14 protein-coding genes, 1 tRNA gene and 1 pseudogene are annotated in these 18,897 nt (G+C 65.0%); 10 read left to right on the top strand and 6 right to left on the bottom strand.

The genetic code is table 11. The annotated features are described in order from the left end of the window. The first annotated feature begins 54 nt into the window (after positions 1-54). The 6 genes from ACVWW6_RS32750 to ACVWW6_RS32725 are packed head-to-tail and all read left to right on the top strand — an operon-like array spanning position 55 to position 6,761. A complete protein-coding gene (locus tag ACVWW6_RS32750) occupies positions 55-978 on the top strand; it encodes a dihydrodipicolinate synthase family protein (protein WP_456682106.1) in 924 nt (307 codons plus the stop codon). A 27-nt stretch (positions 979-1,005) separates the two neighbouring features. Beyond that, positions 1,006-2,451 carry an FAD-binding oxidoreductase gene (locus ACVWW6_RS32745; protein ID WP_456682105.1) on the top strand — a complete coding sequence of 482 codons (1,446 nt, stop codon included), beginning with the start codon at positions 1,006-1,008 and terminating at the stop codon, positions 2,449-2,451. Beyond that, positions 2,448-3,554, top strand: coding sequence for a four-carbon acid sugar kinase family protein (locus ACVWW6_RS32740; RefSeq protein ID WP_456682104.1), 1,107 nt, complete (start codon positions 2,448-2,450; stop codon positions 3,552-3,554). The genes ACVWW6_RS32745 and ACVWW6_RS32740 overlap by 4 nt, the downstream gene beginning before the upstream one ends. Continuing rightward, positions 3,551-4,588 carry a 4-hydroxythreonine-4-phosphate dehydrogenase PdxA gene (pdxA, locus tag ACVWW6_RS32735; RefSeq protein ID WP_456682103.1) on the top strand — a complete coding sequence of 346 codons (1,038 nt, stop codon included), beginning with the start codon at positions 3,551-3,553 and terminating at the stop codon, positions 4,586-4,588. Before ACVWW6_RS32740 ends, pdxA begins: the two co-directional genes overlap by 4 nt. A 13-nt stretch (positions 4,589-4,601) precedes the next feature. Continuing rightward, positions 4,602-5,732 carry an iron-containing alcohol dehydrogenase gene (locus ACVWW6_RS32730; protein WP_456682102.1) on the top strand — a complete coding sequence of 377 codons (1,131 nt, stop codon included), beginning with the start codon at positions 4,602-4,604 and terminating at the stop codon, positions 5,730-5,732. A 57-nt stretch (positions 5,733-5,789) separates the two neighbouring features. Beyond that, the gene (locus ACVWW6_RS32725; protein ID WP_456682101.1) at positions 5,790-6,761 is read left to right on the top strand and encodes a Bug family tripartite tricarboxylate transporter substrate binding protein; all 972 of its coding nucleotides are present in this window, start codon (positions 5,790-5,792) and stop codon (positions 6,759-6,761) included. A gap of 1,189 nt (positions 6,762-7,950) precedes the next feature. Here the strand turns inward: ACVWW6_RS32725 and ACVWW6_RS32720 are convergent. Continuing rightward, the gene (locus ACVWW6_RS32720) at positions 7,951-9,024 is read right to left on the bottom strand and encodes an acyltransferase family protein (RefSeq protein WP_011086669.1); all 1,074 of its coding nucleotides are present in this window, start codon (positions 9,022-9,024) and stop codon (positions 7,951-7,953) included. Between the two features lie 127 nt (positions 9,025-9,151). Then, positions 9,152-9,438 (bottom strand): annotated as a pseudogene (locus tag ACVWW6_RS32715) (SOS response-associated peptidase); the annotation flags it as partial. 502 nt (positions 9,439-9,940) lie between these two features. Here ACVWW6_RS32715 and ACVWW6_RS32710 point away from each other — a divergent pair. The 3 genes from ACVWW6_RS32710 to ACVWW6_RS32700 all read left to right on the top strand — a co-directional run bounded on the left by ACVWW6_RS32710 (position 9,941) and on the right by ACVWW6_RS32700 (position 10,708). Next, positions 9,941-10,014: transfer RNA gene (locus tag ACVWW6_RS32710), tRNA-Gln, on the top strand. Between the two features lie 174 nt (positions 10,015-10,188). After that, positions 10,189-10,551, top strand: a complete 363-nt coding sequence (locus tag ACVWW6_RS32705) for a DUF1428 domain-containing protein (RefSeq protein WP_456682100.1) — start codon at positions 10,189-10,191, stop codon at positions 10,549-10,551. A gap of 31 nt (positions 10,552-10,582) precedes the next feature. Further along, positions 10,583-10,708 (top strand): ABC transporter ATP-binding protein C-terminal domain-containing protein, encoded by a 126-nt coding sequence (locus tag ACVWW6_RS32700; RefSeq protein ID WP_236842238.1) that lies wholly within the window; start codon positions 10,583-10,585, stop codon positions 10,706-10,708. On the opposite strand, the gene ACVWW6_RS32695 is transcribed toward ACVWW6_RS32700, so the two are convergent. After that, positions 10,690-11,376 (bottom strand): TetR/AcrR family transcriptional regulator, encoded by a 687-nt coding sequence (locus ACVWW6_RS32695; protein WP_039185093.1) that lies wholly within the window; start codon positions 11,374-11,376, stop codon positions 10,690-10,692. The genes ACVWW6_RS32700 and ACVWW6_RS32695 overlap by 19 nt on opposite strands. A gap of 107 nt (positions 11,377-11,483) precedes the next feature. Here ACVWW6_RS32695 and ACVWW6_RS32690 point away from each other — a divergent pair, with 107 nt between their 5' ends. Then, positions 11,484-13,772, top strand: coding sequence for an arylsulfatase (locus ACVWW6_RS32690; RefSeq protein WP_456682099.1), 2,289 nt, complete (start codon positions 11,484-11,486; stop codon positions 13,770-13,772). Positions 13,773-13,787: 15 nt separating this feature from the next. Here ACVWW6_RS32690 and ACVWW6_RS32685 read toward each other — a convergent pair whose 3' ends face one another. From ACVWW6_RS32685 to ACVWW6_RS32675, 3 genes are all read right to left on the bottom strand, one after another. Next, positions 13,788-14,351: an invasion associated locus B family protein gene (locus tag ACVWW6_RS32685; RefSeq protein ID WP_456682098.1), complete on the bottom strand. Its 564-nt coding sequence runs from the start codon at positions 14,349-14,351 to the stop codon at positions 13,788-13,790. Between the two features lie 64 nt (positions 14,352-14,415). After that, complete coding sequence (locus ACVWW6_RS32680) at positions 14,416-17,562, bottom strand: multidrug efflux RND transporter permease subunit (RefSeq protein ID WP_011086679.1); 3,147 nt, start codon at positions 17,560-17,562, stop codon at positions 14,416-14,418. Then, positions 17,559-18,731, bottom strand: a complete 1,173-nt coding sequence (locus ACVWW6_RS32675; protein ID WP_456682097.1) for an efflux RND transporter periplasmic adaptor subunit — start codon at positions 18,729-18,731, stop codon at positions 17,559-17,561. The genes ACVWW6_RS32680 and ACVWW6_RS32675 overlap by 4 nt, the downstream gene beginning before the upstream one ends. Between the last annotated feature and the right edge of the window lie 166 nt (positions 18,732-18,897).

Raw genomic sequence — 18,897 nt, 5'->3', positions numbered from 1 at the left:
AAATAACAAATGTTCGCATTCCGAACAATATCGATTTGGCGATCGGAGGAAGTTTTGTCGACATCATCGCTGCACCCTCATGGCGTGTTCTCCGCCGCGCTGACCCCGCTCGACGCCGAGCTCGCGCCCGATCACGCGCGTTTCGTGGAGCATTGCCGCTACCTTCTGGATGAGGGCTGCAACGGCATCGCGCTGCTCGGCACGACCGGCGAGGCAAACTCCTTCTCAGCGGCCGAGCGCACCGCGCTGCTTGAAGCCGTGGTGGCCGCCGGCATCGCGCCGCAGCGGCTTCTGCCCGGCACCGGCGTTGCCGCGCTCACCGAGACCATCGCGCTGACGCGTCACGCGCTTTCGGTCGGCGTCGACACCGTGGTGATGCTGCCGCCGTTCTACTACAAGAACGTCAGCGATGACGGCGTCTACGCCTCTTACAGCGAAGTGGTGCAGCGCATCGGTGATGCGCGCCTGAAAGTCGTGCTCTACCACTATCCGCAGATGTCGGCGCAGCCGATCTCGCATGCGCTGATCGAACGGCTGCGCAAGGCCTATCCGGCCGTCTTCACCGGCATCAAGGATTCGTCCGGCGATTTCGCCAACATGACCGCAATGGTGGAGCGCTTCCCCGGGTTCGCGGTCCTGGGTGGCGCGGACCCGTTGATGCTGCCGTTGCTGCGCAAGGGCGGCGCGGGCTGCATTACCGCGACGTCCAACCTCGTCGCGCGCAGTCTTGCCTACGTCTACAAGCACTTTCGCGACGGCGATGACGATCCGGCCCTCAAGGCGGCGCAGGCGCGCATCGTGAAGGCGCGCGAGCTGGTCTCGCGGTTCCCGCAGATGGCATCGCTGAAGGCGCTGGTGGCCGAGCGCACCGGTCACGCCGGATGGCAGCGGCTGCGGCCGCCGCTGGAGTCGCTGCCGCCGGCTCAAGTGAAAGAACTGCTCGCGGATGCTGCTGCATTCGCTGCCGCCGCCGTCTAGACTTGGCGCGGGCGACGAGGCGATCCGATGTCCGATTCTTTCCAGGGTGCGTTGGCCGGGCTCGCTGATATCGTCGGCGACAAGTACGTCATCGCGTCCGGGCCCGACCAGGAGCCCTATGTGGTGGACTGGCGCGGGCGCTATCACGGCCGCGCGGTGGCGGTGGTGAAGCCCGGCTCGACCGCCGAGGTCGCCTCCGTCGTCAAGTTCTGCGCGGCAAGGCGGCTCGCGATCGTGCCGCAGGGCGGCAGCACCGGCATGTGCGGGGCGGCGACGCCGGACGATCGCGCGGGCAATGTCGTGATCCGGCTCGACCGCATGCGGGCCGTGCGCGACGTCAGCCCGCTCGCCAACACGATCACCGTGGAGGCCGGCTGCATCCTCGCCGAGGTGCAGAACGCGGCCCGGGACGTCGATCGCTATTTTCCCCTGAGCCTCGGTGCCGAGGGCTCTTGCCAGATCGGCGGCAACATCTCGACCAATGCCGGCGGCACGGCCGTGCTGCGCTACGGGCCGACGCGCGATCTCGTGCTCGGGCTGGAGGTCGTGCTGCCCGACGGGCGTGTCTTCAACGGCCTGCGCGCGCTGCGCAAGGACAACACGGGTTACGCGCTCAAGCAGCTCTTCATCGGCGCCGAAGGAACGCTCGGCATCGTCACCGCGGCGGTGCTGAAACTGTTCGCGCCGCCGCGCAGCTCGGCTTTGGCGCTATTGAAGTTGCAGGGCGTCGAGCAGGCGCTCGAGATCATGCAGCGCCTGCGCGGTGCCGTCGGCGACCGGCTCGGCAGCCTCGAGATCATGTCGCGGTCGCAGATCGAGGCGATCGCGAAGACGGTGCCGCATGTCACGATCTCCTTCGAGCTGACGACGCCGTGGTATCTGATCGTCGAGCTGACCGACACGCTCGCAGGCGTGGACCTGAGCGAGCCGCTGGCCGCGGTGCTTGCCGAGGCGATGGAGGCGGGGCTTGCCGAAGACGCCATATTCGCCTCCAACCTGGCGCAGGCGAAGGCGATCTGGGCGGTCCGGCACAGCGTGTCCGAAGGCAACAAGCGCAGCGGTTACGTGGTGTCGCATGACAGCGTCGTGCCGCTGGAGCGCCAGGCGGCCTTCGTCAACAATGTCGAGGCCCGGATCAAGGCCGCCGTGCCGCATGCGAACGTCGTCATGCACGGCCATATCGGCGACGGCAACATCCATGTCGTGGCACTGATCGATCGCGCGCATTGCCAGGACCCGGATGCGACGGCCGAGCTGGTGGCCGAGATCAACGAGATCGTCGACGACGAGACCGCGGCGCAAGGTGGGGCCATCAGCGCCGAGCACGGTATCGGGATCACCAATCGCGGCCGGCTCGCCCGCGTCGCCGATCCGCTCGACATCGAGCTGATGCGCGATATCAAGCATCTGCTCGATCCGAATGGCCTGATGAATCCGGGCAAGATTTTCGCCGCAGGAGGCGTGCGCCGATGACGAGTGTCCGCCTGCTTGCCGACGACCTCACCGGTGCGCTCGACACCGCGGCGGAGTTCGTCGGCCTGTGCGGATCGTTCGACGTTACCTGGCCGGAAGCGCCCGCGACGCAGGGCGCCCGGAGCCTCGCAATCGACAGCGGCACGCGGGAGCGCTCCAAGGCCGAGAGCGTCGAGATCGTCGGGCGGCTGGCGCCGCAGCTCCACGGGGCGACGATCGGCTACAAGAAGGTCGATAGCCTCCTGCGTGGCGCATGGGCGGCAGAGCTCGGCGCCTGCCTGCGCAGCGGCCATTGGGCATCTTGCGTGGTCGCGCCCGCCTTCGACTATCAGGGACGCCGGACCGTCGATGGCCAGCAATTCGCGCGCACGGTGCAAGGCGACTGGCATCGCGTTGGCGACAATCTCCTCGCCCAATTGCAGCTCGAGGGCATCGAGGCGCGGCAGGGGCAGGCCGACACGCTGGCGCAGGCCGGCGTTCAGGTCTTCGATGCCGAGAGCGACATCGATCTCGATCGTGTGGTGGAGATGGGACGGCGCATGCCGGGGCCCGTGCTGTGGTGCGGAAGCGGCGGCTTGGCCGGGGCGCTCGCCCGCAGCCATCGTGCCGACGCGCCGAGCCAGTTGAAGCTGCCGGTGCTGGGATTGTTCGGCTCGGACCAGGCTGCCACGGCGTCGCAGCTCGCCGCATGCGGCGAGGCAACCATCGCGCTTGCGGAAGGTGAGGGCGCGACGCGTGTCCAGCGCAAGCTGGCCGGTGACGGAATCGCATTGGTCAAATTCTCTCTCGCCGAAGGCCTGACGCGCGCCGAGGCGGCGCGGCGGATCGCGCGCGAAATGACGGCGCTGATCGCGGCGCTCGATCGACCCGGCACGTTGATCGTCGCCGGCGGCGAGACCCTGAAGGCCGCATGCATTGCCCTTGGCGCGCATGCCCTTCAGGTGACAGGACGCATCGTGCCGGGACTGCCGCGTTCAGTGCTGCAAGGCGGGCGCTGGGCCGGCGTTGACGTCGTCTCGAAGTCCGGAGCGTTCGGAACCCGCGATCTCTGGCGTGATCTGCTCCGGGATAATCATCTGCTCAGAATGGAGAGTCCGACATGACCTCTCGTCATCTTGCCATCACCATGGGCGATCCGGCCGGGATCGGGCCGGAGATCATCGTCAAGGCCTGCCTCGGGCTGAAGGACCGGATCGCGACGGGCGATCTGCGCCTGCTGATCATCGGCAGCGGCGCGGCGCTGGACGGTGCGAAGGCCGCGCTCGGCACCGACGTTGCCATCCCGCAGGTGTCGGCGGACGATCGCGAATGGCCCAACCTCTGCTACCTGCAGGCCGACACCGAGGGCGACCCGATCAAGCCGGGCGTGCTCAGCGCCGATGGCGGCCGCTTCGCCTACAAGGCGATCGAGCAGGGCGTGCGTCTGACGCAGGCGGGCCGGACCGCGGCCATCGTCACGGCCCCCCTCAACAAGGAGGCCCTCAACAAGGCCGGCTATCATTTCCCCGGCCATACCGAGATGCTGGCCCATCTGACCGGCGTGCGCGGCTCGGTGATGCTGCTCGCCCATGGCAACATGCGCGTCAGCCATGTTTCAACCCATGTCGCGCTGGAAGACGTGCCGAAGCGTCTGACGCCGGAGCGGTTGCGCATGGTGGTCGACCTCACCAACGATGCGCTGCGCCGGCTCGGCATTGCCAAGCCGAAGATCGCGGTCGCCGCGCTCAATCCACATGCGGGCGAGGGCGGCCTGTTCGGCCGGCAGGATATCGACGTGTCGGCGCCGACGATCGCCAAAGCGGTCGCTGACGGCCTCGACGTCGTCGGCCCCGTGCCCGGCGACACCATCTTCGTCAAGCTGCGCGCGGGCCAGTTCGACGCGGCGGTCGCGATGTATCACGACCAGGGGCACATTCCCGTCAAGCTGCTCGGCTTCCAGGTCGATCCCGCGACCGGCCGCTGGCAGGAGCTCTCCGGCGTCAACATCACGCTGGGCCTGCCGATCATCCGCACCTCCGTCGATCATGGCACCGCCTTCGACATTGCCGGCAAGGGCATCGCCAACGAGCACAGCCTGATCGAAGCCATCGACTATGCCGAACGGCTGGCCGCTGGCGCCTCCGCATCCAAATCATGAGATCGGCCACACGATGACCAACGCTTTCACGCCTATCGAAATCCAACGTCCGACCATCCTGGAATTCGGCAACGGCACGATCGCGGCTGCGGCGCGCTTCGCCGAGCGGATCGGCGCCAGGCGGCCGCTCGTGATTTCCGATGCGTTCAATGCGCGCCGCATCGACATGCTGGCGTTGCCGGGGGCGGTGAAGGTGTTCGGCGACGTCAAGCCCGAGCCGGACCTGCCCAATCTCGAGAAGGCGGTGGCGATGGCGCGCGAGGCCAAGCCCGATCTCGTGGTCGGCTTCGGCGGCGGCAGCGCGATGGATCTCGCCAAGCTGGTCGCGGTGCTCTGCACTTCCGACGTGGCCTTTGCCGACATCGTCGGGCCGGAGAAGGTGGCCGGCCGCAGCGTGGCGCTGATGCAGATTCCGACCACGTCGGGCACCGGCAGCGAGGCCGGCACCCGCGCGCTCGTCACCGATCCCGTCAGCCAGAACAAGCAGGCGGTGCAGAGCCGCTTCATGCTCGCCGACATCGCCATCGTCGATCCGGACTTGACGATGACCGTGCCGAAGGAGGTCACCGCGGCCACCGGCGTCGATGCGCTCGCGCATTGCGTCGAGGCCTATACCAGCCGCAAGGCGCATCCGACGATCGATCTCTATGCGCTCGAGGGAGCGCGGCTGGTCGGGCGCTATCTCAAGCGCGCGGTGGCCGACGGCGGCGACCGCGAGGCGCGCGCCGGTCTTGCCCTGGCTTCGCTCTATGGTGGCTACTGCCTTGGACCGGTGAACACCACCGCCGGCCATGCGGTGGCCTATCCGCTTGGCACGCGCCATCATGTCGCGCACGGGCTCGCCTGCGCGGTGATCTTCCCGCACACGCTGGCCTTCAACATGCCGGCGGTCGAGGCGAAGACGCGCGCAGTGCTCCAGGCGCTCGGACTGCCGGAGCAGGGCGATGCGAAACGCGCGTTCGACGCGACTTACGAGTTCTGCAGGGATCTCGGGATCGAGATGCGGCTGTCCGCGCTCGGCGTGCCCAAGGACGACCTCGGGGTGATGGCCGACGAGGCGCACGCCATTCGCCGCCTGCTCGACAACAACCCGCGCGATCTCGGCCGGGATGCGATCCACGGGATGTATGAGGTCGCGTTCTAAAACACCCGCCGCGCGCGGCGGCCAATCAATAACACAGTGAAAACAGAGGAAACTTCGATGAGATCGATGTGGCTTGTTCTTGCCTCGGTGATGCTGCTGGCGACGTCGCCGGCGAAGGCGCAGGACGGCTATCCGTCCAAGCAGGTGACGGTGATCGTTCCCTTCGCCGCCGGCGGCACCGCTGACATCTTCGCGCGCATGGTCTCCAACCATTTGCAGGTCAAGCTCGGCAAGCCCTTCGTGGTGGAGAATGTCGGCGGCGCCGGCTCGATCCTCGGCGTGACACGGCTGGCGAAATCGGCGCCTGACGGCATCACGCTCGGGCTTGCCAGCACGTCGGCGCTCGCCATCAACCCCTCGCTCTATGGGCCGAAGCTCAGCTACCAGCCGGACAAGGATCTGGTGCCGGTCGCCCAGATCAGCGTCGTGCCCAACGTTCTCGTCGTGAACCCCAACAAGATCAAGGCGCGCACCGTGCCGGAGCTAATCGCCTATCTGAAGGCGAATCCGGACAAGGTCTCGTTCGGCTCGGCCGGCGTCGGTACTTCGCAGCATCTGGCCGGCGAGCTGTTTCAGCAGATGACCGGCACGAAGATGGTGCACGTGCCTTACAAGGGCTCCAGCCAGATGCTGACCGATCTCCTCAGCGGTCAGATCGATCTCGCCTTCGACAACGTGCCGCTGCTGCTGCCGCAGGTGAAGACCGGCCAGCTCGCGATGCTTGCGACAGCAACGCCGAAGCGCGCCGCGTTCGATCCGGAAGTCCCGGCCGTCGCCGAATTCCTACCGGGCTTCGAGGCGGTCGCCTGGCACGGCTTCCTCGTCCCTGCGGGCACGCCGAAGCCGATCGTCGAAAAGCTCTCGGCCGAGATCCGCGCCTTCATGCAGCAGCCGGACACGGTGCAGAGGATGGCCGAGCTCGGCGCGGCTGCGGTCGCGGTGGATTCGGAGCCGTTCGCAGCCTACATCACCGCAGAAACGGCGCGCTGGAAGAAGGTGATCGAGGCCGCGAACATCAAGCTGGAGTAGGGGGCAGGCGTTCACTCCAAGGCTTGGCCGGCGCGTGTCGCCGGCCAAGCTGTACCGCGCACGCGAGAAACAGCGCGATCGACCTCCACGCGGAAGCCGTCCGGCATTCGCGGCGCGTCGCCGTCGGCCGGGATGTTGCAGGCCGGGCAGGGTGCGCCGGCGCCGCCGCAACCGCATGCGCGCGGGCCGTCCCATGGGCAGTCCGGGTGGTTCTCGCATACCCAGCCGAGATCGTCACAGGCCGTGCACTTAGCCACGGCCGGCGATTCGCAGCGGCAGCGCCAGTTGCACGCCGATCGCGCGGCCCAGCTGGCTTTCGATGAAATCGCGCAGCGCCTCCGGAATATCGCAGCCCTCGTCGTTGATGCGGCGCTCCAGCTCGCGCGCGATCTCCTCGGATACGTCGCGCGACCTTTGGCGCCAAGCTGAACGCCAAAGCCTATGGTCGGTGTCAGAGTTGTGGCCAGATCAGTAGCGGTATCGCCCAGGCGCGCGCCTCCAATTTGGATAGCAGCGTCCGTTGTCATAGTTGAAGTCGTACCCATCGGGGCAGGATCCGTACCCATAGGCTCTATAGCCTTGATAGTCCGGCTGCGGTCGGGCATAGGTACCTGGCGCTTTGTATTCGTTAGGATAACAGCGCCCATTGGAGTAGTTGAAATCATAGCCGTGCGGACACCCGCCACTCGGCGAGCCTGGAAACTGAGCCATGGCCGATGAGACTGATCCTAGGATTGCCAGCGCCAGAATTGCAGCACGAATAAACACTGTTCTCTCCTCTTGATTGATCTTCAACGAAGGGCGTGGATACGGGTTCCAATAGGCAGATTACGCCTATGATATGCAACGCTTATTGAATGGGGCATTCACCAGCCGTTCAGCTGCTACGTTGGATTGTGAGATTTCTCGATCTCTATTGACGCAAGACGTTCAGTCAACCAATTTCCGGCCCTCGGGCAAGCCGTTAGAGCGCGCCGCGAAGCCGATGAGACTGAGAATTGCCAATTTTAGGGATAGCCTCAGGCGCCGTCCTGTAATTTGTTCTCTACCGGACGTTTCATTATTGGCATTCCGAAGAGCCGCATGATCGGCTCATCGAGGTGATGATTGAGGGGGCCAAGTGGGGAATGTGCTGGCTCCACTAACCTCCAAGCCCTCCGACAGCGTTACTGGCGGATTGCCGTCGTCTTCAGGGGCGAGCGGTTACGGTTCGAAACGAAGCCATTCTCCGCAGTATCCAGCGAGCGAGTTGTTTGTGTCGGGCTTCGGTGACCATGGCGAAGAGCCAAGCGACGAAATTTGAGATGAGGATCGCCAGCACGAATCTCACCCAGAGCGGCGACGTCAAGTGCCAAACGACGATCTTCACTATCGTGAAGTGGATTAAGAACAGGCTATAGGAATAACCTGCGAAGAACCCGACGATTGATTGAAATCTTCGGAGCCAGTTTTGGCCCTGCGCTGCGATCGCAAGACTCACAAAAAACAGCGCAAAATAGGGTTGTGCAGCTAGCGCGTACTCGTCGCCGCGCACATGAGAGCCGCGCCACTTCCAGAACAACAGGATAGAGAGTATGGCGCAGGCGACTGTCACCAGCCGATCGATCCTCATATTGATCGCGACGAAGTACCCGCCGAAGCCCAGCAACCAGAGCACGAAGAGGCCGTGGGACGCGTCCGGCCTCTCAGCAAAATGGAACAGTGGAACGGTGGCGGTTGCGATTGCCAGCACGAGGCCAGCGATCTGGTCGCGACCTTTGCAGAAGAAGAACAGGCCGCCGACGAAGAAGTAGATGTGAAATTCGATGGCGAGCGTGCTGAGCTGGCCGGCTGAGCCGAATGTGTCTCCGCCCCACCTACCAGGATAACCCTGCAGCATCACCAAGTTCTTCAAAAAGCTTGCCGCGCTGTCGAGTCGAAACCGCTCAACTCCGAGCGCCCAGGCGGAATAGTCCAGTACGGCGATCAAGATCAGCGCCGGCGCGTATGCGGAGTATATGCGGGCGAAGCGCTCGACGGCATAGTTCAGCAGGGAATAATCATCAGCTTTGGTTCGCTCGTGGAGCGTGAATGCGATGACGAAGCCGGACAGCACGAAAAACAGAAGAACGCCGATATCGGGGATTAGCGTCTGCGTAGCCCCGCCGAAGAACGTGAAAGTCAAATTCCAAGTGTGCCCGACGCAAACCATTTGGGCGGCGAGCGCGCGGAGGAGATCCAGCAATGTGGAAGTATCGTTCTTCGTTCGATCGAGGCTGAACATTTTGATCTGCGCGGCGGCTTCGTGCTTTATGGAGCGTCAGCAAGTATCCGGTCATACGGCCCGCGCTCATGTAACTCAAGGCAGTCGTTCTCCACAGCATATTTGATGCCGGTGCCGAACTCGCTGCCTTGCCCGTTTCCGGGTTCGGCTCCGGCGCGTATTCGGAGAAGCTGTTCGCCGGCACTAGGCAACGGCTCTCCGGCTTCAACCAGCGACGCCAGTGTGGCGACGTCGTGTTACGCTCGTTGGTGACGGGGGGCCCCTTGATGCTCGGCGGCGACGGCATGCCCGGCGCATCAAGGCACGCTCGCGCTCGCCGTTGTCGGCGGCACGCACCACGGGCGCCGGATTGTCCTGGAAGGCCGAAGGCATCGCCGGCAGGTTGCCGACGTAGCGATTGACGACGCGAAACAGCGCGCTGTTCGCCGCCTGGCTGGCGGTGACGCTCTAGAGATTGCACATCGTCAGCAGGCCTTCTTGGTGCGGCGAGATGGTGCGGCGGGTTGCGGATCGCCGGCCTGACGCAGGCCGATCAAATCCGGCCGGCGCTTCTTCGCTGGCACGGACTGCCGTACAGAAGTTACGCATGAGCGCGACCTGCGGATCGCGCGGCTGCGTGAGTCGTCGCGCGTCCTCGAGACGTTGTGCGGAAGGTGACCTCCGCCTTGCGGATCTCACGGGCGTAGTATTTGCGATCGCCGCCGGAAAGCGGTGGCGGCTTGACGATGCGGGCGGCGGGCATGGCGCCGAGTCATAGGACGAGAACGCAAGGCGAACAAGCCGCGATAGTCACAGAGGGGCTGGACCGCGAACGCCGAGGCGGCTATATGAGCGCCAGCGCGCCGCCGATTTGCAAAACTTTTGCTCCGGCTTGCAAAAACTTCCGAAGAAAGACTTGTAATATCAAGTGCTTCGGTGGGGAATGGTGTAACGGTAGCACAACAGACTCTGACTCTGTTTGTCTTGGTTCGAATCCAGGTTCCCCAGCCAGTTCAGGCGCTTTTCCCAAGCCATGATTGACCCGCCCCGCGGCCGCGCCATTTGCGAAGCCCCGCTCGCCGTGCCGCCGCTCGCGACGGTTTGCCTCATCTGAAAGCGCATCCGCGGCGTCGGATCGCGGTGCGCTCCATCGTCCTTGGGACACACAACCCAAGGAGATCCGTGATGCCCTATGTCGATGGTTTCGTGCTGGCCGTGCCGAAGGACAAGATCGAGGCCTACAAGGCGCTGGCGAAGACGGCCTGCGCAGTCTGGATGGAGCACGGCGCGCTCGATTATGTCGAATGCATCGGCGACGACGTTCCCTATGGCGAGCTGACATCGTTTCCGCGCGCGGTGATGGCGAAGGATGATGAGCTCGTGGTGTTCTCCTGGATCGTCTATCGGGATCGGGAGACACGCGATGCGGTCAACAAGAAGGTGATGGCGGACCCTCGGCTGAAATTGGACGGCATGCCGTTCGACGGCAAGCGCATGATCTATGGCGGCTTCACGACGCTGCTGCGCGCGAGCGATGTTATCAGTTGAGTGAGGTCGAGCAGGGAGGCTCGTGGCCCGGATGGAGCGTAGGCGAAATCCGGGTCCGCTGTCCGTGCTCCAGGTCGGCAGAAGCGTGCTGTCGGGCACCGCGGCCGCGCTCGCCGAGGACCCGCAGGTGCAGAAGGCCTATCTCGGTGTCGGGTGACCCATCTCCGCCTGAAGCAGCAGCAACAGGCAACCGGCGAGCCGCCTCTCCATCTCTTTCGACGAAAGCGACAGCGGTCCGGGATCGTTGAGGATCGCGTTCACCAGCGTGCCCAGCACGACCTGGAAGCCGAAGGCGATCGTGCGGGTCTTGGCGGCCTTGCGCCCCTTGCCCATTCCCTTGCCCATGGCTGGCAGCAGGAGAGGGGTGGCGCGCATCGTGGTGGCTTGGGCGAGCGCCTTGAACGGCGTCCATTTGTCCGGGCGGGTGTCGTCATGCTGAAGCGCTGCGCGCAGCACGCCCTCATGGTTGCGCATCCAGGCGATGATGCCGCCGACAATGACATGGCAGAGCTTGTCGAGGCCGGTGTCGGGTGACGGGCGCCTGATCTCGCCCAGCCGCTGCTCGCCGTCGCGCGTGGCCAGCGCCATCAGGGCGTTGAAGTAGGCCTCCTTGCTCTCGAAGCGGCTGTAGAAGGCGCCGACGGTGACGCCGACCTCGGCGCAGAGCGCCTCGATCGAGAGTTCGGCAAGGCTGCGCGCCCGCAGCATGTCGGCGCCGGCGCGCAGCAGCGCCAGCGTCGTCTCCCGGCTGCGCTTCTGGCGCGACGGGGCGACGCCCGGCAGGTCGAAATCGCGAAATCCGGGCTCTTCTGAACGTGCTCGCATCCGCGCTTGCATCCGTTTCAAATCATAATCATAATTCTGATTATAATTTAAGCGTGGTCAGACCGCGGGTCAACCGTCCGGTTCACGCAACAAGCAGGGAGAAGCAGATGAGCGCAGGCAGCGGCACGCCGTTCCGCGGCACCGTCGGCAAGACGGTTGCGGAGTCAAAACCCTGGTGGCCGCAGGCACAGAGGCCGCCAGAGGGCGCGCCGAACATCCTCATCGTGCTGTTCGACGATGTCGGCTTCTCCGATTTCGGCTGCTACGGATCGTCCATCAAGACGCCGGCCATCGATAAGCTCGCCGCGGAGGGCCTGCGCTACAGCGGTTTCCACACCACGGCGATGTGCTCGACGACGCGTGCGGCGCTGCTCACCGGGCGCAACCACCATTCGGTCGGCGTCGGGTGCCTTGCCAATTTCGATTCCGGCTATCCCGGCTATCGCGGCAAGATCGCGCGCGAGGCGGGGACGCTCGCCGAGATGCTGCGGGTGCACGGCTATCGCAACTACATGGTCGGCAAGTGGCACGTCACCCCGCTGACCGAGAGCGGCGCCACCGGCCCGTTCGACGGCTGGCCGCTCGGGCGTGGTTTTGATCGTTTCTACGGCTTCCTCGATGCCGAGACCGACCAGTATGCGCCCGAGCTCGTCTCGGACAACACGCACATTGATCCGCCGGGCACCTATGCCGACGGGTATCACCTGACCGAGGACCTGATCGACCAGTCGATCCGCTTCATCGGCGATCACGTCGCCGACCGGCCGGATATTCCCTGGCTCACCTGGGTCGCGCTGGGCGCCTGCCATGCGCCGCATCAGGCGCCCGCCGATATCATCAGGAGCTACGACGCGGCCTTCGCGCACGGCTGGGACGTCGAACGGGAGCAGCGGCTGGCGCGCCAGAGGGCGATGGGCCTCGTGCCGGCGGCAACGCGGATGCCCGCGCGCAACGACGGCGTGAAGGCCTGGGAGGAGCATACCGCGGACGAGCGCCGCGTCTTCACGCGCCTGCAAGCAGCCTTCGCCGGCATGCTCGACCATTCCGATCGGCATCTTGCCCGGCTCGTTGCGTTTCTCGAGACGGCCGGCATCCGCGACAACACTGTCATCATCGTGATGTCCGACAATGGCGCGAGCCAGGAGGGCGGGCCGCTCGGTTTCGTCAACGCGATGGGGCCGTTCAACTTCAAGCCGGAGCCAATCGCGGAGAAGCTCGCCCGCATCGACGACATCGGTGGGCCCGACACCCACAGCAATTTCCCGCATGGCTGGGCGATGGCGTCGAACACGCCGCTGCGCCGCTACAAACAGAACACGCATGGCGGCGGCATCCGCGATCCCTTCGTCATCAACTGGCCGAAGAAGATCGCAGGCAAAGGCGAACTGCGGCACCAGTTCGTGCACGCCTGCGACCTCACGCCGACGCTGCTGGAATTGATCGGCATCGAGTCGCCGCCGACGATCGCGGGCTGCCGGCAGATGCCGCTCGAAGGCGAGAGCTTTGCGCGCTCGATCACGGACGCGTCCGCGCCCTCAAAAAGCTCGCCGCAATATTTCGAGATGTTCGGCCATCGCGGCCTCTGGCAGGCGGGGTGGAAGGCGGTCGCCTTCCATCCGCCCGGCACGCCGTTCGAGAACGACAGATGGGAGCTGTTCCATCTGGATCAGGATTTCTCCGAGACGAATGATCTCGCCACCAAGGAGCCGGAGCGTCTCGGCCGCATGATCGCGACTTGGTGGGAGGAGGCGGAGAAGCACAACGTGCTGCCGCTCGACGACCGTTTCGGGCCGCGCTTTGCGGAGAACGCCGCGCGCTTCCACGGTGCGCGTCACCATTTCGTCTTCCATCATGGAATGGGCCACGTGCCGACCGACGTCGCGCCCGACGTGCGCAGCCGCAGCTACACGATCGAGGCGCATGTCGAGATCGACGAGGCGGGCGCCAACGGCGTGCTGATCGCGCATGGCGATGCGACGTCGGGCTACAGCCTCTACATCAAGGACGGCCATCTCGTGCACGACCTCAACATCGGCGGCAGCCACCAGGTCGTGCACTCGAACCGCAAGGTGCCGTCAGGTGCGCGGCGGCTCGGTGTGCACGTCGAGCGCCTCCTGCGCAAGGAGCCGCCGGCCAAGGGCTCGCGCACCGGCGTTACCGAATACACGCTGCTGATCGACGGCGAGCCGGCGGGCACGCTCCAGACCCAGCTCGGCTTCCACACGCTGATCTCGTGGTCCGGCCTCGACATCGGCCGCGACCGCGGCAGCCCGGTGTCGCATTACGAAGCGCCGTTCGAGTTCGAGGGCCGGCTGCTGCGCGTCACCGTCACCATGCACAACGACCAGGAGCTCGACGGTGATGCCGTCGGCAACGCGCAGATGGCGCGGCAGTAGGGGCGAAACGTCCCGTTACTTGATCTTGTCGTAGGCGGCCGCGAAATCGCCCAGCGGCATCGGGATCGCGATCGTCTCCTTGGCCATGTTCTGGAAGGAGACCTTGAGCTGCTTGCCCGACCGCAAGGCTGCGAGCAAGTCCGCCGCGATCGGCGTCGAGGCGTAGCAGCCGCGGTTCTCGCAGGTCTGGATCTGGAGGTCGACCGTCTTGCCCTCGTCGACCTGGAGCTTGGCGCCGATCGGAAGGTTGAGGCCAAGCGGCAGTTGCAGCAGTGCCACCGGCGTGCGCGTGTCGGGCGCGATGCGGATGTTGATCAGGACGATGGTCTGGCCGGTCTTGGTCAGCACCGCGTTCTGCTCCATCGCGCATTCGAGCGGCGAATCGCGGCTGACGCTGGTGCAGCGCACGACCCAGCCGGCCTGCTGCGCGCCGTCAGCCTGCGGCTGTGTCGGCGCCGGCGCGGGCTGTGCGGCCGGGGCAGGAGCCGCGTTCTTCTTGGCGCTCTGCTGGGCATACGCGGCACCGGTCGACAACAGGAGGCCGGCGGCAAGGGCGACAAGTCTGGATTGCATGGGCATGGCGAGACTGCGTTGGCGTGAACCGGAAGCCTCGCTGTAGCGTCGCGGGAGCGGCGGCGCAAGCTTACTCGGCGGCCTGCTTGACGGTGCCGCGCGCGGGTGCCTCGTGGCCTTCGCCGTCATCCGAACGGCCCCAGCCCGAGAACCAATTGTTGAGCTCGTCGAGATAGAGATAGACCACCGGGGTGGTGAACAGCGTCAGCGCCTGGCTGACGATCAGCCCGCCGACCATGGCGTAGCCGAGCGGCTGGCGGATCTCGGCGCCGGTGCCGTGGCCGAGCATCAGCGGCACGCCGCCGAGCAGCGCCGCCATCGTCGTCATCATGATCGGGCGGAAGCGCAGCAGCGCAGCCTGGCGGATCGATTCCGCCGGCGTCTTGTGCTCGTCGCGTTCCGCGGCGATGGCGAAGTCGACCATCATGATGCCGTTCTTCTTCACGATGCCGATCAGGAGGATGATTCCGATCAATGCAATGAGGCTGAAGTCGAAACCGGACGCCATCAGGATCAGGAGCGCACCGACGCCGGCCGAGGGCAGGGTCGACAGGATCGTGATCGGATGGATGTAGCTCTCGTAGAGGATGCCGAGGATCAGATAGACCACGACGAGCGCGGCGAGGATCAGCAGCGGCACGGTGCCGAGCGACTGCTGGAATGCCTGCGCAGTGCCTTGGAAGCTCGAGTTCAGCGTCGGCGGCGCGCCGAGATCGGCCATCGCCTTCTGCACGGCTTCGGTGGCCTGGCCGAGCGCGACGCCCTGGGCGAGGTTGAAGCTGATGGTGATCGCCGGGAACTGGCCCTGGTGGCTGATCGAGAGCGGGCGGACCGGATCGGTGGTCCAGGTCGCGAAGGTCGACAGCGGCACCTGGTCGCCGGTCAAAGGCGATTTCAGATAGAGCTTGTTCAGGCTCTCGAGACTGCCCTGCATCTCCGGCAGGATCTCGAGGATCACCTTGTAGGTGTTGAGCTGGGTGAAATACTGCGTGACCTGGCGCTGTCCGAAGGCGTCGTACAGCGTGTCGTCGATCAGCTGCGGCTGGATGCCGTAGCGTGAGGCGGTGTCGCGGTTGATCTTGAGCTGGACCGTGGTGCCCTGCGTCTGCTGGTCGGTCGCGACGTCGCGCAGCTCCGGCAGCGTCTGCATCTTGGCGAGGATCTTCGGTGCCCAGTCGTTGAGCTCGCCGAGATCGGCATCCTGCAGGGTGAACTCGAACTGCGTGCGGGTCGGCCGGCCGCCGAGCCGGACGTCCTGGGCCGCCTGCATGTAGAGGCGGGCGCCTTCGACCTTGTCGAACTGCGGACGCAGTCGCGCGATGATCTGCTGGGCCGATGCCTCGCGCTGGTTGCGAGGTTTCAGCGTGATGAACAGGTTGCCGTTGTTGCCGGCGCGGCCGCTGCCGCCGATCGACATGGCAACGCTGGCAACGTCGGGATCGGCCAGGATGATCTTGCCCAGTTGCTCCTGGCGTCTCACCATCTCCTTGAACGAGATGTCCTGCGAGGCTTCGGAGGTCGCCGTGATGAGGCCGACATCCTGCTGCGGGAAGAAGCCCTTCGGGATCAGGACGAACAGGTAGATCGACAGGCCAAGCGTGGCGAAGAAGATCGTGAGCGTGGTACGGCGCCAGGCCAGGGCATGATCGAGGATGTATTCGTAGCCCCGCAGCATCCCGTCAAAGGCGCGCTCGCTCCATTGGTAGAACTTGCCGTGGGTCACCTCGCCATGGGCGCGCAGGAAGCGCGAGGCCATCATCGGCGTCAGCGTCAGCGACACGAACATCGAGACGAAGATGGTCATCGCCAGCACGACGGCGAACTCGCGGAACAGACGGCCGATGATGCCGCCCATCAGCAGCAGCGGGATCAGCACCGCGACCAGCGAGATGCTGATCGAGACGATCGTAAAGCCGATTTCCTTCGAACCCTTGAAGGCGGCGGCCATCGGCGATTCGCCTTCCTCGATGTACCGGGTGATGTTCTCGAGCATCACGATGGCGTCGTCGACAACAAATCCGACTGCGATCGTGAGTGCCATCAGCGACAGATTGTCGAGTGAATAGCCGACGACCCACATCAGGGCGCACGCGCCCAATAGCGCCAGTGGAACCGTGATGGTGGGAATGACGGTCGCCCAGAAGCTGCGCAGGAAGATGAAGATGACCATGACCACCAGGGCGATGGTCAGCAGCAGTGTGAACTGCACGTCCTCGACTGCGGCGCGGATGGTCGTGGTGCGGTCGCTGATGAGCTCGATCTTGATCGCGGGCGGAATCGCCGCCACGAGGCGGGGCAAGGTCGCCTTGATCTTGTCGACGGTCTCGATGACGTTGGCGCCCGGCTGCTTGAATATCACCAGGAACACGCCGCGCTTGCCGTTGGCCCAGGCCGCCTGCTTGGCGTCTTCGGCGCCGCTGACCGCCTGGCCGATGTCGCGGATCCGCAACGGACCGCCGTTGCGATAGGCGATGATGACGTCGTTCCAGTCCTTGGACTGGGTGAGCTGATCGTTGGCGTAGATCGTGTAGGCGCGCTTGTCGCCGTCGATATTGCCCTTGGGGCTGTCGACCGTGGTGATCGCGATCTGGCTGCGCACGTCCTCCATCGATAGGCCCTTGGCGACGAGTTTCGCCGGATCGACCTGAATGCGGATGGACGGCTTCTGCTGGCCGCCGATGAACACCTGCGCGACGCCGGAGAGCTGGCTGATCTGTTGGGCGAGCTGGGCGTCGACTGCGTCACTGACGCTGGTCAGAGGCAGCGTCTCCGAGGTCGCCGACAGCAGCAGGATCGGCGCGTCGGCCGGGTTGACCTTGCGATAGGTCGGCGGCGAGGGAAGATTCTTCGGCAGTTGGCCACTGGCGGCGTTGATGGCGCCCTGCACGTCATTGGCCGCGCCGTCGATGCTGCGGTTGAGGTCGAACTGGATGGTGATCGACGCGGTGCCCAGATAGCTCGTCGAGGTCATCTGGGCGATGCCGGGGATCTGGGCGAACTGGCGCTCCAGCGGCTGCGCCACCGACGAGGCCATGGTTTCGGGGCTGCCGCCCGGCAGGTTGGCGGTGATCTGGATGGTCGGAAAGTCCACCTGCGGCAGCGGCGCGACCGGGAGCAGGGGATAGGCGACGAGACCGACAAAGAGAATGCCCGCCATCAGCAGCGAGGTGCCGATGGGATAACGGATGAAAGGTGCCGAAATCCCGCCCGCGTTCATTCCTGTCGAACCTTGTTCTGGGCCGGATCCGAACTCGCCACCGCCGTCGAGACGAGGCTTCCGGGCTGCACCTTGAACTGGCCGCCGGTGATCACCTGCTGCCCCGGCGCGAGGCCTTCGTCGACGACCGAACGTCCGTCGATCGCGTAGCTGACCTTGACCTTGTGCACTTCGGCCTTGTTGTCCTGATTGACGGTATAGGCGTAAAGGCCGTTGGTCGAATGCTGGACCGCGTCATCCGGGACCACCGTCGCGTCCTTCAGCGTCCGCACCAGAAGCCGCGTCGAGACCGACTGTCCCGGCCACAGCGTGTGGTCCTTGTTGTCGAACACCGCCTTGAGCCGGATCGTCCCGCTGGTCGTGTCGACCTGGTTGTTGATGACCGCGAGCTTGCCCTCGGCCAGCGTCTTCTTGCCGTCGGTGGTGAACGCGATCACCTTGAGTGCCCCGGCCTTCTGGCCCTCGCTGATATAGGCGAGCTGATCTTCCGGCGCGGTGAAGATCACCGAGATCGGCTCGACCTGCGAGATCGTGACGATACCCGTCTGCGTCGAGGCGTTGACGATGTTGCCGACGTCGACCTGGCGCAGGCCGGCGACGCCGGCGATCGGCGCCTTGATCTGGGTGTAGTCGAGCTGGGTCTGGGCATTGGAGATCGCGGCGTCGTCGGCGGCGATCTGGGCGGTTAGCTGGGCGACAGTGGAGCGCTGGGTGTCAACCCGCTGCGCGGTGGCGAATTCGCCGAGCTTCATGGCGCGCTGGAGCTCGAGATTGGCGTTCGCCAGATTTGCCTCGTCCTGCGCCTTCTTGGCCTTGGCCTGGTCGAGCGCGGCTTGATAGGGGCGGGGATCGATCGAGACCAGAAGCTCGCCCTCTTTGACGATCTGGCCTTCGGTGAAGGCGATCCTGTCGATCTGGCCGTCAACCCGGGGCCGGACCTGGACGGTGTTGAAACCCTGAACCGTGCCGAGACCGGTCAGGTAGACCGGGAAATCGACCTTCTGGACCGGCGCAACGCTCACGGGAACGGCGAGGGCGCGGGGCGGACCTTTTTGTGCCGTCTGGGTTTTTCCGGCATCCGACGAGCCGAATTTCTGCCAACCATAGTAACCCGCGGAGGCCACGGCCGCGATGATCAGAATCCAGAGGATCGGCCGTGTTTTTTTCATATCGGCTCGTGTCGGCTCTTGTGCCCTCAGTTACGAATTGTGGGGCAATCATTGGGTTCCAAGGCGCTTGTATAATACACGCCAAGTTCCAGTGTAAACAGCACTATCGATCGGGAAACCTAAACAATTGGAAAGCTTTGCACGGCTTAGGCAACTCGCTGGCGCG

It is taken from the genome of Bradyrhizobium sp. USDA 3311, assembly GCF_054062495.1.
Note: the sequence above shows the minus strand (reverse complement) of the source record. Positions and strands in the feature narration are given on the sequence as shown.

Bases quoted from the DNA above. Each gene is read 5' to 3' on its own strand.
- ACVWW6_RS32725 (WP_456682101.1), top strand. From the start codon at position 5,790: ATGAGATCGATGTGGCTTGTTCTTGCCTCGGTGATGCTGCTGGCGACG.
- ACVWW6_RS32685 (WP_456682098.1), bottom strand. From the start codon at position 14,351: ATGCCCATGCAATCCAGACTTGTCGCCCTTGCCGCCGGCCTCCTGTTG.
- ACVWW6_RS32695 (WP_039185093.1), bottom strand. From the start codon at position 11,376: ATGCGAGCACGTTCAGAAGAGCCCGGATTTCGCGATTTCGACCTGCCG.
- ACVWW6_RS32720 (WP_011086669.1), bottom strand. From the start codon at position 9,024: ATGTTCAGCCTCGATCGAACGAAGAACGATACTTCCACATTGCTGGAT.
- ACVWW6_RS32740 (WP_456682104.1), top strand. From the start codon at position 2,448: ATGACGAGTGTCCGCCTGCTTGCCGACGACCTCACCGGTGCGCTCGAC.
- ACVWW6_RS32730 (WP_456682102.1), top strand. From the start codon at position 4,602: ATGACCAACGCTTTCACGCCTATCGAAATCCAACGTCCGACCATCCTG.
- ACVWW6_RS32675 (WP_456682097.1), bottom strand. From the start codon at position 18,731: ATGAAAAAAACACGGCCGATCCTCTGGATTCTGATCATCGCGGCCGTG.
- ACVWW6_RS32745 (WP_456682105.1), top strand. From the start codon at position 1,006: ATGTCCGATTCTTTCCAGGGTGCGTTGGCCGGGCTCGCTGATATCGTC.
- ACVWW6_RS32705 (WP_456682100.1), top strand. From the start codon at position 10,189: ATGCCCTATGTCGATGGTTTCGTGCTGGCCGTGCCGAAGGACAAGATC.
- ACVWW6_RS32700 (WP_236842238.1), top strand. From the start codon at position 10,583: ATGGAGCGTAGGCGAAATCCGGGTCCGCTGTCCGTGCTCCAGGTCGGC.
- pdxA (WP_456682103.1), top strand. From the start codon at position 3,551: ATGACCTCTCGTCATCTTGCCATCACCATGGGCGATCCGGCCGGGATC.
- ACVWW6_RS32690 (WP_456682099.1), top strand. From the start codon at position 11,484: ATGAGCGCAGGCAGCGGCACGCCGTTCCGCGGCACCGTCGGCAAGACG.
- ACVWW6_RS32680 (WP_011086679.1), bottom strand. From the start codon at position 17,562: ATGAACGCGGGCGGGATTTCGGCACCTTTCATCCGTTATCCCATCGGC.